The sequence below is a fragment of the Isoptericola sp. b408 genome, from assembly GCF_030588085.1.
In the GTDB taxonomy this organism is placed as follows: domain Bacteria; phylum Actinomycetota; class Actinomycetes; order Actinomycetales; family Cellulomonadaceae; genus Isoptericola; species Isoptericola sediminis.
Genome location: NZ_JAUQYQ010000001.1, coordinates 440,448 through 455,503, shown reverse-complemented (window position 1 = coordinate 455,503; position 15,056 = coordinate 440,448). Strand labels below are relative to the sequence as shown.

4 protein-coding genes are annotated in these 15,056 nt (G+C 70.4%); 3 read left to right on the top strand and 1 reads right to left on the bottom strand.

Going from position 1 to position 15,056, the window contains the following annotated elements:
- Nucleotides 1-7 precede the first annotated feature (7 nt).
- Nucleotides 8-6,268 (bottom strand): DUF4011 domain-containing protein, encoded by a 6,261-nt coding sequence (locus Q6347_RS02040; RefSeq protein WP_304606531.1) that lies wholly within the window; start codon nt 6,266-6,268, stop codon nt 8-10.
- Nucleotides 6,269-6,458: 190 nt separating this feature from the next.
- Between Q6347_RS02040 and Q6347_RS02035 the strand changes: the two genes are divergently transcribed.
- The 3 genes from Q6347_RS02035 (at nt 6,459) to Q6347_RS02025 (ending at nt 15,030) form a co-directional block, all read left to right on the top strand.
- Nucleotides 6,459-6,965, top strand: a complete 507-nt coding sequence (locus tag Q6347_RS02035) for a hypothetical protein (protein WP_304606530.1) — start codon at nt 6,459-6,461, stop codon at nt 6,963-6,965.
- A gap of 137 nt (nt 6,966-7,102) precedes the next feature.
- The gene (locus Q6347_RS02030; RefSeq protein WP_304606529.1) at nt 7,103-10,123 is read left to right on the top strand and encodes a helicase-related protein; all 3,021 of its coding nucleotides are present in this window, start codon (nt 7,103-7,105) and stop codon (nt 10,121-10,123) included.
- A complete protein-coding gene (locus Q6347_RS02025; RefSeq protein ID WP_304606528.1) occupies nt 10,123-15,030 on the top strand; it encodes a DNA methyltransferase in 4,908 nt (1,635 codons plus the stop codon). The genes Q6347_RS02030 and Q6347_RS02025 overlap by 1 nt, the downstream gene beginning before the upstream one ends.
- Nucleotides 15,031-15,056: the final 26 nt, after the last annotated feature.

The window sequence follows — 15,056 nt, the reverse complement described above, 5'->3', positions numbered from 1 at the left end:
GGACTGCTCACACCTCGCGCACAACCGTCTCCCGGACCGCCTCGAGCCGGGCACGTGTTGTCGCGCTGAGGCGTGTGGGTCCGAAGATCGCCGCCGTGCGCCGCAATGTCGCTTCCTCGCTGATGCCCGGGTGGTCACGGAGCACGGCACGCATCGCCGCCGCGATCTCCTCGGGGGCGATCTCGTCGATCTTCCGGGCGGGCTCGTCACCTGCCTGCCGGTAACCGGTCCAATTGTCCGGATCCACGCCCTCGGGCCAGACGAAGGTGCCGAGCCGGCTCTTGCGGACGAGCGTCCGCGGGACGAGCCGGGCGATGTCGGCGGCGCGGCTCGCGCGGACGGCGGTCAGGCCGAACCGTCGTCCGACGATCCGGACCAGCCTCTCCATCGCGACGGGGCCCTCGGCCTCGACGACGTCGAGAAGCATCGTCCGGACCACGACGGCCGCCGCACGTGACGGCAGCTCGTCGAGCGTCCGGCGTTCGCCCACGACCTCGTTGTGCGCCGGGACGAACACGGGGGCGGAGACCTCGGGGGCGTCCTCCGGGCGGCTGGGGACGGCCCGGTCGACGACGTCGGCCGGGAACGCGCCCTCTGTGGCCGCCCGGGACACCACAGCCTCGGGCGAGGCACTCGGCCCCGGCGCGCCCCAGAGGTCGAACGCCGGGACGAACGCGGAGCCGGACGCGTGAGGAACCGTCGCGGCCGCGGCGGTCGGGGCCGCGTCGTCACCGGCGAGGGCGTCCTCGAACGCGGCGCCCTCGGCGTCGGGCTCGTCAACCGGCTCGGGTGGCTGTTCGTCCGCGAGCGCGGTCTCCGCCGCCTCGACCTCGGCGAGGATCCGGGTGATCACCTCGTCGCGGTTCTGGAGCCACATCGGCCACCAGACCCGGGCCACCGACGGCCACCCCATGAGGTTCCTCAGCACCTCGACGGGCAGCACGTCCCGGTCAGAGACCGTCCGACGGCCCTTCCAGCTCTCGCCGTCCAGCAGGACCGGCAGCAGGACCCGGTCGGGCTGCTCGGGCCGCGACAGCACCAGGTCGAGCCGGAAGTCGGACAGACCGACGTCGGTCCTGACGTGCAGCCCGGCGTCGCGCAGGGCCTGGGCGACGTCGTCCCGGTGCCGGTCGCGCACCGGCGTGCGACCGAGCGAGGTGCCCGACTCGTCGGCACGTCCCGCGGCGCGCGCGAAGAGCAGGAACTGCTTGAGGTCCTTCACCCCGCGGTACGACGCGCTCTCGGCGTCGAGTTCCTCGGGCTCGAAGCTGCAGAAGACGACGTTCTTGCGACGAGCGCGCGTGACCGCGACGTTGAGCCGCCTCTCGCCGCCGAGGTTGGACAACGGTCCGAAGTTCAGGGGGATCTTGCCGTTCGCCTGCTTGGAGAACGCCACGGAGAACAGCACGACGTCCCGCTCGTCCCCCTGGACCTGTTCGAGGGCTTTGACGAAGAGCACGTCCGAGGGGCCCATCGCGCTCTCGTCCATCGCCGCGGCGACCCTCGGGTCGTTGCAGACCTTCAGCAGGTCCTCGATGAGCTGACGCTGTTGCTCGTTGAACGTCACGACGCCGACGGTCGGCGGCGTGGGCGTGTCGAGCAGGTCGCGGACGGCGGCCACGATGGCCAGCGCCTCGTCGGCATTGATCCCCTTGCCCGCCACGACGTCGCCGCCGAGGTCGCGCTTCTCGCTGCTGCCGGCGCGGATGAACCGCCCGTCGACCCGGACCAGCTCGACGCCTGTGGACGACGAGAGCAGGGACGGCGCCGGGAAGCTGCTCAGGTCGCCCTCGTAGTACGCCGCGTTCGAGAAGGCGATGAGCGCCTCGTCCTGGCTCCGGTAGTGCCACGACAGCTTGAGCGTCGGCACGCGCGCGAGCTCGCACTCGCTCAGGATCGACTCCTGGTCCTCGACGGGCTCCTCCGCGTCGATGTCCTCGATCTCCTCGTCGGTGGAGGGCTGCGCGCCGACCTTGCGGCTCGGGGGCATCTGCTTGGAGTCCCCGACGACGACGACAGCCTTGGCACGCCCGATCGCCCCCACCGCCTCCGGGACGGTGATCTGGGAGGCCTCGTCGAAGATCACGAGGTCGAACTCCATCTTCCCCGGCTCGACGAGGTCGACCACGGACGACGGGCTCGCGAGCACCAGCGGTGTGAGCTCCTGGACCGAGCCCGCGTACTTGCGCAGGATCGCCCGGGTGCCGAGCCGCCTGGTCGTCTTCTCGAGCTCGCGAGCCAGCCCTCCGGTCCCCTTGCCCGCTCCGCCGCCACCGCGACGGGCCAGCAGCCGTGCCGGCCCGCCGGTGACCCACTGCGTGCGCACCTCGGCCTCGGCCTCGGCATAGGACCGCACCCGACGGTCGTGCGCAGCCGCGTCGAAACGGTCGAGCCCCTCGGTCCGGACGCGCTCGTCCTGGGAGGCCGAGGCGAGGCCGCGCTCGAAGGCCTCGAGGGCCTCCTCCGCGGCGAGCCGGCCGGCGAGGAGGTCGGTACGTGCCTCGGCCAGCCCCGCCTCGCGCAGCGGACCGAGCGCCGCGACGAGCTCCGACCAGCGCTGCAGCGGCAGCAACCGTTCGTGCTCGATCTGCCGGCGCCACTCGTCCTCGTACCGTCGGGTCGCCGCGACCAGCCCGTCGCCGTCCAGCCAGACCGCGAGGTCGTCGTCGGCCCCGCCGAGCAGGTCCCAGGCGCTCGACCAGGCGTCGGCCCACCGGGAGAGCTCATCGGCGTGGGCCGCCAGGTGGTCGCCGGCTGCGAGCTCCCGGACCGTCGCGGCCCAGGGCATGAACGCGCGCAGCGACTCGGTCTTCGCCAGCAGCTCGTCGTAGCGGCGGCGGACCGCGCCGACGACCCCGTCGAGGAAGACGTTGATGTGACGCCCGGCGGACAGCCCGGCCGTCCCGTCGAGCGCCCTCGCCGCCCAGCGCTCCGCCTCCTGAACCTTGATCAGGTCGCCGAGCACACGCGCAGCAGACGCGGGCTCAGGAACGGCCGCGCCCACGACGAACGGCGTCAGCGGCTCGAGCGCCGCCGCCTGCCGCTTGCTCCGGCCGAAGATCCCCGAGGCGTTGGCCGCCTCCAGCGCGGCCTGCACACCGAGCAGGTCGATCTCGAGGACCTCAGGGCGGAATCCCCGGAGGTACCCGGACCACTCGGTGACCATGCGCTCGCAGCTCGTGACGACGTGAGCGGCGTCGTCGACCCAGCCACGTTCCAGGATCGTCCGCAGCGTCGCCCCGCGCGGGAGACGCTCGTCGGTCGCCCGGACCAGCAGCTGCAGCTGGTGCGGGTGGTCGACGTCGTCGAGAGCAGCGCGCAGCGGGCCGCCGAGCCCGTCGGCCCACCGGGTGCCGTCCAGGACGGCACGCAGCGCGTCGCCCACCTCGCCGACCTCCCACTCCCGCTCCGGGGTACGGCCCACGAACCGCCACGGGTGGTCCGGGCGGACGTCGGCGGCGGCGACGACCGGCTGGACGTCGCGGAGGACCTCCCGGAGCTGCTCGACCAGATCGGGACGGTGCGCCACGAGCTCGGCCCTCACGGGCATCGACGGGCCGTCGCCGAGGACGAGGAGCTGGTCGTGCGCACCGTAGGCCGACCAACCCGCCGCGTTGGTCCGGTGGAGTCGTTCCGGGTACCTGCCGAGCTCGAACCGCGAGCTCTGGAGCCGTCGGCGAGCGGCCTCGAGGGCGACCGGGTCGTCCGCCACCCGCGCGGACAGCGACCGCTTGAGCTGTGCGCGCACGACCGCGGCGCTCGACCCCTCGTGGTGCAGGTTCAGCATGAACGGGGCCAGACCGATGGCCTCGACCCGTCGCTGGACCACCGCGAGGGCGGTGCCCTTCTCCGCGACGAAGAGCACCTTCTGACCGGCCAGCACGCACTCGGCGACCATGTTGGTGATCGTCTGCGACTTGCCGGTGCCGGGCGGTCCCTGCAGGACGAAGGTGCGTCCCTCGCGCGCCCAGACGACGGCCTTCCTCTGGGTCGCGTCCGCCGGGATCGGGGTCTCCAACGCCTCGAGCGCGTCAGGGTCGTCGGGCTCCGAGCCGACGACGGGGTCGACGAACGGCTCCGCAGGGGTGTGGACGAGGTGCTTGACCAGCGGCTGCTCGAGGAACTCGTCGCCGTGCTTCGTCAGGTCCTGCCACATCCGGAAGGCCGAGAGGTCGAGCAGAGCGAGCCTCGCCTGCGACTCGACGGCGAACGGGAGACCGCGGTCCGTGACCGCCGCCCGGACGGCGGCGAGGATCCCGGGGACGTCGACGCCCGCGGCGTCGTCCGCGGGTTCGGCGAGCTCCGGGATGGTCAGGCCGTGCTCGCTGCGCAGCCATTCCAGGAGCGCGACGTTCGGCGTCGTCTGGGAGGTGGTGTCCAGGGCGAGGGCGAACTGGCCACGGGTGCGCCGCTCGATGATGCGCACCGGCACGAGGATCAGCGGGGCGTCGAGCCAGGCGCTCTTGTGCTCCCAGCGCAGCAGACCGAGGCACAGGAACAGCGGGTTCATGCCCCTCTCGTCGTGAGCTTCCTTGGCCCGGCGGGCCATGGAACGGACCTCGGTGACGAACTTGCGTCGCCCGACCGGGCCGGGCGACGTCTTCGCCGTGCTGGTCCGCTGCACGAAGACCTTGCGGCTCTTCAGGAACGCCGACTGCTCCTCCGTCTTGAGGTCCGCGGCATCGCGGACGTCACGAGCACGCACGACCTCCGGCAGGTCCTCCCCGTGCAGGAGGGTGAACTCGACGTCCCGGTTCAGCTGGTCCTCGAGGGGACCGAGCACGTCCCCGTCGACCAGCACCGGCTGGACGGACGGCCCGTTCCGCAGGTTGAGCAGCGCGTTCCTCGCGTCGAGGCTGAAGAGCGAGGACTTCCACGTGCGGAATCGCGGCGGGTGCTGATCGACGCGCCTGCCACCGGAGGGGTTCATCGGCTCGGCCACCGCTATCTCGGAGGCCTCAGGAGCACCGTTCGCGCCGTAGACCACGACCTCGACCGAACCGTCGGCCTTCTCGTGCACGGCAGGGAGCGGCGCGACCCCCAGGAGCCGGGCCGCAGCGATGTCGACCACCTCGACCGGGCCCTCCGAGAATCCCTGGGGGAGGCGTTCGAACCGAGCTTCCTTCCTGGCCCCCGCCGGACCGGTCCTGTCATCACGAGCGAAGGCCGTCGTCTCGATCAGGCCGAGGAAGCCGCCCTCGATCAGCATCCTGATGGTGGCGGGGTCGTGGAAGACCGGCCGATCCGGGTACCACTCCTGAGTGCTCCCACGGCGGGGGTCGCGTCGCCAGTACCCGACGAAGATGTGTCCGTGGACGAGGAAGAGGACAGGGAGCAGCCCGACGTGCTCAAGGACGGCAGCCATGAGCACGGTCGTGTCCATGCACGTCCCGAGGCCCCGGCGTGCGACATCACCGTGATCCCGGATCCTCTGGCCCTCGATCCGGTAGTCCCACCCAGGCGGAGGCTCGGAGTAGGAGATCTGCCGCTGGCGCAGCGCCGTGTAGACCGCGTCGACGGTCTCCTCGACACGCCGTGTCGCTCGGTCGCCCTCGAGCTGGAAGGCGTAGAAGGAGGCATCGCCCGTCGTGGCCTTCAAGACGTCGGCAGCCTCCCTGGCGAGGGTGGCGATCTCCGGGTGGTTGGGCCGGACGTACGACGCCAGCAGCGAGCAGGACAGCACGCCATTGCGACCAGCGCTCGACCAGTACTGGTCGAAGAGCGCACGGCGCTCCGCTGTGATCGCGGCAGCGTCAGGTCTCTCCGGGTCCTGTCGGAGAAGGTCCGTGAGTTCGTCGTGCCGTTGGCGGATAGCGGTCAGCTGCTGCTCGCGCCGTGGCTCGCCCTGGCGAAGCCATAGGTCGCGCGGCTGCAGGTCCACCGGCTGCTCGAAGCGCGCAAGCACCGGACCACCGTCGTGCGTCCGCAGCGTGATCAAGCAGTCGGCCCCTCGGCGCTCCTCGACCCGCGCCATCGCACTCGCCGACAACGGCACGTGGATGCTGTCCACACGCAGCCCGGCGAACCCGATCGGCCCCTCGTGCACGACGACGCCGCCGTACCGGACCTCACCGTCGGTGACCGTCACCTCGACCCGCGCATGCTCCAGCGGGGCCGACACGGTGACCTCGAGGTCGTTGACCTGAGGAATCCGGGCGTTAGCCGCCGCCCACGACCACTGGTCGCTGACGGTGGCCCGCAACTGGGCGGAGACGCCGTGCCCCTCGGCGTCGGACTCGGTGGGCTCGACGTTCAGCACTTCGGTCACGGGTTGTTCCTCGCCGGTCGCACGATCACGAAATCCGGCACGTAACCGGCAATCGGGGCAACTGTAGCCCGCGCGATCAGTCTCGAGGCCCGATCACCTCGGACTTCATCTCGACGCAGCGGGTGAAATCTCCGTCGCCCGCCACCCAGCACCCGGCACCTGACCACGCCTCCGATGGCAGGCTGTCGCCATGACCTCGTTCCTCCTCGTCATCGGCGACCGGGAAGCGCTGGGCTGGATCCTCACCGAGTCGCGCACGGCCTTCCCCGCCGCGCGGCGCGCAGAGGTAGCGAATCTGGCGCCCGGCGACGAGGTCTTCCTCTACACGACCCGGGGCGCCTTCAAGAACCCGACCCGCGACCGCGGCCGGGTGATCGGTGCCGCACGGGTGGCCGGTGCCGTGTCCGACCTGGACCCGCCGATCCGCTTCGGAGCACGCGAGTTTCCGTGGGGCTGCGACCTCGAGATCGGGCCCGTCGCCCCGTTCGGCCACGGCGTCGAGATCGCCCCGCTGGTCGGCCGCCTCGAGGCGTTCTCGAGCCTCGGGACGTCCTGGTCCATCAGGCTTCGTCGCCCCCTCGTCCCGCTCTCGCCGGCGGACGCCGCGACGATCCGCGAAGAGCTCGACCGCGTCCCCCTCGCCTCGACGACCGAGCGTCTCGCGCCCTACACCCGCTGGTACGACACACGCGGCTGACTTCACCCCACCGCGGTGCCGTTTTGCCCGGTCTTGACGGTTACGCTTCCAGTGGCCACGGGCAACGGACCCCTGCCGCTCGGCAGGGACGATCCCCGCCCCGGGCCACGAACGAAGCACCACCGAGAGGTACACGCGTGACAGCAACGACGGAGCCGCGGACCACCGAGTTCGAGGCCGCGCCCGGATCGACCGTCGTCGTGCGGGACGAGGAGTGGCTCGTCACGCAGGTGGAGCCGACGGCGGACGGGCACTTCGTCCACGTGGTCGGGCTCTCCGGCCTGGTCCGGGACACCGAGGCGACGTTCTCCACGGCGATCGACGACGTCGCGGTCGCCGACCCGGCCGACGCCGCGGTGGTCGCCGACGAGTCCCCGCGCTACCGCGAGTCCCGGCTGTGGCTGGAGGCGATGCTGCGCAAGACGCCGGTACCCGTCACGGAGGACGCGTTGACGACGGCGCACCGCGCGCTCGCCGACCCGCTGCCGTACCAGTTCGAGGCGGTCCGCAAGGCCCTCGACCCGGACAACCTGCGCCCCCGCATCCTGCTGGCCGACGCCGTCGGGCTCGGCAAGACGCTCGAGATCGGCATGATCCTGTCCGAGCTGTCCCGCCGCGGCCGGGGCGAGCGCATCCTGGTGGTCACGCCCAAGCACGTGCTGGAGCAGATGCAGTTCGAGCTGTGGACCCGCTTCGCCCTGCCGTTCGTCCGCCTGGACTCCACGGGCATCCAGCGCATCCGCCAGAAGCTGCCGGCGAACCGCAACCCGTTCGCGTTCTTCAAGCGGGTCATCATCTCGATCGACACCCTGAAGTCGGACAAGTACGTGGCGCACCTGCGCCGGCACCGGTGGGACGCCGTCGTCATCGACGAGTCGCACAACGTCACCAACGCCTCGACGCAGAACTTCCGTCTGGCCTCGATGCTGGCGCGCCAGACGGACGCGCTGGTCCTGGCCTCGGCCACGCCCCACAACGGCGACCCGCGGTCGTTCGCGGCACTGGTCCGCATGCTCGAGCCGTCGGCGGTGAAGCCTGACGGCGTCGAGCTGGACGAGAAGCAGGTGGAGCGGCTGATCGTGCGCCGGCACCGGCACTCGCCGGAGGTCGCCTCGGTGGTGGGCGACCACTGGGCGGAGCGCAAGCAGCCTCGGAACATCCCGGTGACGCCCTCGCCGGTCGAGGAGGAGATCGCGGTCGAGCTGGAGGACACCTGGCTCTGGCCGACGAGCGGCACCTCCCCGTACTCGGGCCGGGGCGGCGCCACGCTGTTCCCCTGGACGCTCGCCAAGGCGTTCCTCTCCTCGCCGGCGGCCCTCGAGGAGTCCGTCCGCAAGCGGCTGCGGGCCGTGGAGTCCGGCCGGGAGACCGCCGACGACGACGAGTCGCTCGTCGCGCCGGACGACGCCGACACCGCCGGCACCACCGAGGACGAGACCCCGACGCCCGGCACCCGCGCCGGCGAGCGCGCCGCGCTGCAGCGCCTCCACGACCTGGCGACCCGCTCGCTCATCGAGCGCTCGGCGAAGTACGACGCCCTGCGCGACCACCTGCGCGGCATCGGCGTCGGCAAGGGCTCCGACACGCGCGCGGTCGTCTTCGCCGAGCGCGTCGCCACGCTGGGCTGGCTCCAGGACAGGCTGGTCAAGGATCTCGGGCTCAAGGCCGAGAACGTCGCCGTCCTGCACGGCGGGCTCTCCGACGTCGACCAGCAGGCGGTCGTGGAGTCCTTCAAGCTCGCGTCCTCCCCCATCCGGGTGCTCGTCACGGGTGACGTGGCCTCCGAGGGCGTGAACCTCCACAGCCACTGCCACCATCTGGTGCACTACGACATCCCGTGGTCGCTGATCCGGATCGAGCAGCGCAACGGCCGCATCGACCGCTACGGGCAGAAGCACCCCCCGCAGATCACCACGCTCCTGCTGGACCCCCAGCGCACGCGACAGTTCGGCGGCGACCTGCGGGTCCTGACGCGCCTCGTCGACCGCGAGCACCACGCCCACCGGGCGCTCGGGGACACGGCCTCGCTCATGGGCCAGTACTCGGTCGCGGCCGAGGAGAAGAGCATCGCCGACGTCCTGCGCCAGGCCCGCACCCTGGAGAGCGTCGTCAAGGAGGTCGACCAGGTCGCCGACGACGGCGGCCCAGCAGGTCTGCTCGCCCGGCTCATGAACCTCGGCGCGAGCACCGAGACACCGACCCCCGCCCCGGAGCAGGCCCCGACGGGCGGCCGCACGGGGGTGTACGACGACGACCTCGCGTTCCTCGAGGACGCGCTGACGCAGATCTACACCACGCCCGGGCAGGAGCCCTCGAACGGGGTGGCGTGGAAGAAGGCCGCCAACGGCTCGGTCGCGTCGCTGAAGCCCCCGCGGGACCTGCGCCAGCGCCTGGAGGTGCTGCCGCAGTCCTATCTCGCCGACCGGCGCGTCACCGAGGTGCTGCGCCTGGCGACGACGACGGCGCAGGGCACCCGCGAGCTCGCCAACGCCCGCAGCGCCGAGTCGACGTCGGTGTGGCCGGAGGCGCACTACCTCGGCCCCCTGCACCCGGTCGTGGAGTGGGCGTCCGACCGGGCGCTGGCGTGCCTGGGCCGCAACCAGGTGTTCGCCGTCCGCGGCGACGCCGAGATGCTCACCGTGCTGGTCCAGGCGGCGCTGTACAACGTACGCGGCCAGGTGGTCGCGACGTCGTACCAGACAGTCGGGTTCCCGAACCCCGGGAACCCGGGCTTCGCGCTCCCCCAGCCGCACGCGACGGCCGCGGAGGCGATCGGGGCGCTGCACGTCGGCGCCACGAACACCGGCGGCGTCGTCGGAGCGGAGTCGCTCCAGCCGTACGTGCGCCAGGCCGTGCGCTCGGCCGAGAGCGCCGTCGGCGACCAGGTCGCCTCCATCGAGGTGAGCACCCAGCAGCGCGTCGAGTCCTGGCTCCAGCGCAGCGCGTACTGGCGGATGGAGGCGTCCGCCCTGCTGAGCCGCGAGGCCGCGGCCGCCCGGGCCGGGATCACCACCCGGCAGTCCGACGTCGACGAGGAGTCGCGCCTGGCACGGGAGATGCTGCCGGAGCGCACGCTGCTGCGCCCGCTGCTCGTCGTCGTCCCGCCCGGGCTCGACCTGCCGGCCGACGAGCCGACCCGTACCGAGGAGAACATCTGATGGCCGCCAGTGACGCGATCGTCGTCGGCGAGGACTGGATCAGCGAGCACTACTTCGCCACGGACGGCAAGCAGTCGTTCCGCACGAAGGTCCTGGAACGGCGCAAGGCCTGGGACGACGCCGCCAAGGACGGCACGCCGACCACCCGGTCGCGCTTCGTCGCGGCCCGCCCGGAGCTGCTCTCCACCCTGGCCGGGCTCGGCGAGGAGGGCGGCCGGTTCGCCGTCCTGCCCGAGCTGTACGAGCGGCTGCGCGCCGTCCTCGGGTACACGACGGCCGCCCTGCAGGCCAAGCGCGAGGGACCGGTCGAGTGGGTCCACGCGACCGGGCTGGAGGCCAAGGCCCCGCTGGTGGTCGTCGAGGCGGTCGCCGTCAAGGACGTCGAGTCGCTGCTCGCCAAGGGCGACCCGGTCAGGCCCACGCGCACCGACCGCACGCTGCTGGAGCCGTACCAGGTCGACGAGAAGACCGAGATCTTCTCGGTGGCGAGGCTGCTCTCGCACCTGTTCGTCCAGGAGGAGGGCCCCGAGTTTGCGCTCGTGCTGGCCGGCGGCTGGCTGCTCGTGGCGGAGAAGGCCCGATGGGCCGAGGGCCGGTACCTGGCGATCGACCTGCAGCTCGTCGCCGAGCGCGCCGACGACAAGCGCGGCGGCGAGACCGACCGCGCGCTGACCTGCGTCGAGGCCGCCTCGCTCGCCCCGGACCCCGAGGGCAACCTGTGGTGGCCGGGCGTGCTGGATGAGTCGGTCAAGCACACCGTCGGCGTCTCCAAGGACCTGCGCGAGGGCGTGCGGCTGTCCATCGAGATCATCGCCAACGAGGTGGTCAGCCGGCGGGCTGCCCAGGGCCTCGAGCCGCTGCCGCAGGCCGAGGCGCAGAACCTCGCCCGGCAGTCGCTGCGCTACCTCTACCGCATCCTCTTCCTGCTGTACGCGGAGGCCTCCCCCGAGCTCGGCGTGCTGCCCGTCGGCGAGCCGGTCTACGAGCGCGGCTACAGCCTCGACCGCCTGCGCGAGCTCACCCTCGTCGAGCTCGCCGACCCGGCGGCCGAGCACGGCACCCACCTGTACTCCTCGCTCGGCACGTTGTTCCGCCTGGTCGACACCGGGCACGACGGCGGCACCACCGACGCCGAGGCGGGGGACGCCGGGCTGACCTTCCGCCCGCTCAAGGCCGACCTCTTCCTACCGAAGGCGACCGAGCTGATCGACGACGTCGGGCTCGGCAACGCCGCGCTGCAGCAGGTGCTGCGCCACCTCCTGCTCAGCAAGGAGTCGAGGGGCAAGGACCGCGGGTTCATCTCGTACGCCGAGCTCGGCATCAACCAGCTCGGCGCGGTGTACGAGGGCCTCATGAGCTACACGGGCTTCTTCGCCACCGAGGACCTGCACGAGGTCGCCAAGGACGGTGACAACGAGAAGGGCTCCTGGGTGGTCCCGGTGGTCCGGTCCCAGGGCATCGCCGAGAAGGACTTCGTTCGGGAAGATGATCCGGTCACCGGCGAGAAGAAGCCCGTGGTGCACGAGCAGGGCACGTTCGTGTTCCGGCTGGCGGGGCGCGAGCGGCAGCAGTCGGCGTCGTACTACACGCCCGAGGTGCTGACCCGGTTCACCGTCTCCCAGGCCTTGGTGGAGCTCATCGGACCCGACGACCCCGACCCGGAGTCGGTGGAGTGGAAGGGCCGCGAGATCCCGCGCAAGCTCTCCGCTCGCGAGATCCTCGACCTCACCGTCTGCGAGCCGGCCCTCGGCTCCGGAGCGTTCGCCATCGAGGCCGTCCGCCAGCTCGCCGCCGCCTACCTGCGCCGCCGCCAGGCCGAGACCGGCGAGACGATCGAACCGGACGAGTACGCCCGCGAGCTGCAGAAGGTCAAGGCGTACATCGCCCTGCACAACGTGTACGGGGTGGACCTCAACAGCACCGCTGTCGAGCTCGCCGAGATCTCCCTGTGGCTCGACACCATGGGCGAGGGCCTGGCCGCACCCTGGTTCGGCCTGCACCTGCGCCGTGGCAACTCCCTCATCGGCGCACGGCGCGCCGTCTACCGCCGCGACCAGCTCGCCAAGAAGGCGTGGCTCAAGGCCGTGCCCGCAGACGTGCCGCTCGCGCCGACCGACGACGACCGCGCGGCCGGGCGCACCAGCTCGCTCGGCGACGTGGGCGGCCGGATCCACCACTTCCTGCTGCCCGCCGCCGGCTGGGGCAGCGCCGTCGAGGCCAAGGAGGCCAAGGAGCTCGCCCCCGAGGCACTCGCCCGGCTCAAGGCCTGGCGCAAGTCGGTGCTCGTCACGCCGTCGAAGAAGCAATCGGACGAGCTCGTGAAGCTCGGGCACCGCGTCGAGGCGCTCTGGGACCTCACGCACCGGCGCCTCGCGATCGCCGAGCGGCAGATCCGGCGGTCGCTCGATGTGTGGAAGCCCAAGGAGCCGCTCGAGCCCGGCGGCGAAGTCACCCGCGAGCAGATCGAGGAAGCGCTCGCCGATGCGCACGGTGCCTACCAGCGACTCCGCCTCGTCATGGACGCCTGGTGCGCCCTGTGGTTCTGGCCGCTCACCGACGAGCTGACCAGGGTCGACTCCGCCGATGCCTCGGACGAGCCCACCGTCGTCGAGCCGCCGACCCTGGACGAGTGGATCGCCGGGCTCCGCGCGGTGCTCGGCGTCCAAATCAAGACCCGGGTGACCGGTCGCGGCTCTGGCTGGCGTGGCGGGAACCAGGATCTCTTCGACACTTCTTCCTGGGAAGATCTGGGTGCTAAGGAGACCGACGACCTCAGGCTCGCTCAGGTCGATTCACCAGCGCGGTTCCTTGATGACCACCCGTGGCTCCGCGTCTGTCAGAAGGTGGCCAAGCGGCAGGGCTTCTTCCACTGGGAGCTCGACTTCGCGCCTGTCTTTGCCACACGCGGCGGCTTCGACCTGCAGGTAGGAAACCCGCCGTGGGTGCGGCCGCGATCCGACGTCGAGGCGCTGCTCGCAGAGGGCGATCCGTGGTGGCAACTCAAGAACAAGGTCACACAGGCGGAGGTCAAAGCGCGCCGCCAGGAGACACTGTCTCTCCCGAGTATCGAAGAGCTCGTCGTCGGCGGGACCGCTGACGTTGCCGTCACGGCCGCATATGTTGGGGAGGGCTCCAACTACCCGCACCTCGTAGGACTCCAGCCCGATCTGTACCGCTGTTTCATGGAGCAGTCGTGGCGACATCAAGCACCGTCGGGATCGATCGGCCTCATTCACCCGGAGTCGCATTTCACGGACGAGAAGGCCCGTTCGCTGCGCGCAGCAACCTACCGTCGACTGCGACGGCACTGGCAGTTTGTCAACGAGCTTCATCTTTTTGAAGTGCACGGGAACGTCAATTACGGCGTACACGTATATTGCACACCAAAAAGCCAGCCATCCTTCCTTCAGGCCGCATGGATGTACCATCCCGAAACCGTCGATCGCTCCCTGATCCACAACGGGAACGGCACTGAACCGGGGATGAAAGATCCTGACGGAAACTGGGATCTCTCCCCTCACCGAGAGCGGATAACCGCGACCGACTACGAGGCGCTCTCGACATGGCATTCAATCCTCGAGGACTCGAGCACTCAGGTTATCCAGACGCGCATGGTCTATGCGGTAAACCATTCTGCCGCCACCGCCCTTCGCAAACTCGCGACCGCCGATCGGATTGAATCTCTGAACTTCCGCTTTTCGCGCGGATGGGACGAGTCGACAGACCGAAAGAGGGGCCGTTTTGACTCGGAGTGGGGTACCGTAACAGAATACGAAGACACGATCCTTCAGGGCCCCCACATCTATGTAGCCAACCCTGCCTACAAAGTGCCAAACGCTTCGATGAAGCACCAACTCGACTGGTCGCTCATCGATCTGGAAGAGATGGCCCATAATGCGAAACCGGCAACATCATACAAGCCTGACGGGAATCGCAAGGAATACGACGAAGAATATACGCACTGGACTCGCAGGATCTTGTTAGGTGCGGACGGAAGTCCCGCCGACGGTTCGCCCGCCGTTGCCGCTCAATACATCCGTAGCGCAGAAATCGCCAGCCAAGCAGATGGACGCATCGTGCGCGTTGAAACCGTCTCGGCACGGGGCTTTTATCGCCTTGCCTGGCGCAACATGGCCGCCAACCGCAATGAGCGCACGTTGGCACCAGCGCTGATACCCCCCGGCGCTGCACACATTCACACCGTGTATTCTTTCGGGTCACCCAGTGACACCCGGTCGCTCGCTCTGGCCGCCGCAACGATGAGTTCGCTCGTGGCGGACTTCCTCATCCGCGCAGTACCCAAGTCTTCTATCAGTTGGCAAACTGCAAACCGACTTGCATTATCTAGCGGCGAACTGGAAAGCCATCTGCTCTTACGAGTCCTGCGTCTCAACTCTGTCACTGACGCCTATGCCGACCTATGGGCCGAGTGCTACGTCCCGGCATTCCGCGATGACTCTTGGACGGGGCTGCCCGAGCGCACTGGCTGGGCCGACCTCGGCGATGTCGGGCCGCAGTGGGCCCCGGATACTCCGCTCCGTCGGGCCGAGGACCGCCGTCAGGCCACGCTGGAGATCGACGCCCTGGTCGCCCTCTCCCTTGGCCTGACCGCCGACGAGCTGTGCACGATCTACCGCACCCAGTTCCCCGTGCTGTACGGCTACGACCGTAACCGCGACCACTACGACGCCAACGGCCGCCTCGTCCCCAACAGCGTCCTCACCACCTGGCGCAAGCGCGGCGGCAACGACGGCACCTACTCCGACGAGGACCTCACCGCCACCCACCCGGGCAGCAAGGTCGAGTACATCTACGAGCTTCCCTTCGAGACCCTCGACCGCGAGGCCCACATGCGACAGGCCTACGCCGTCTTCGAGTCCCGGCTGCGAGAGCACTCCGATGACTGACCCGTACGGGAGCGTCCCGCCGAACC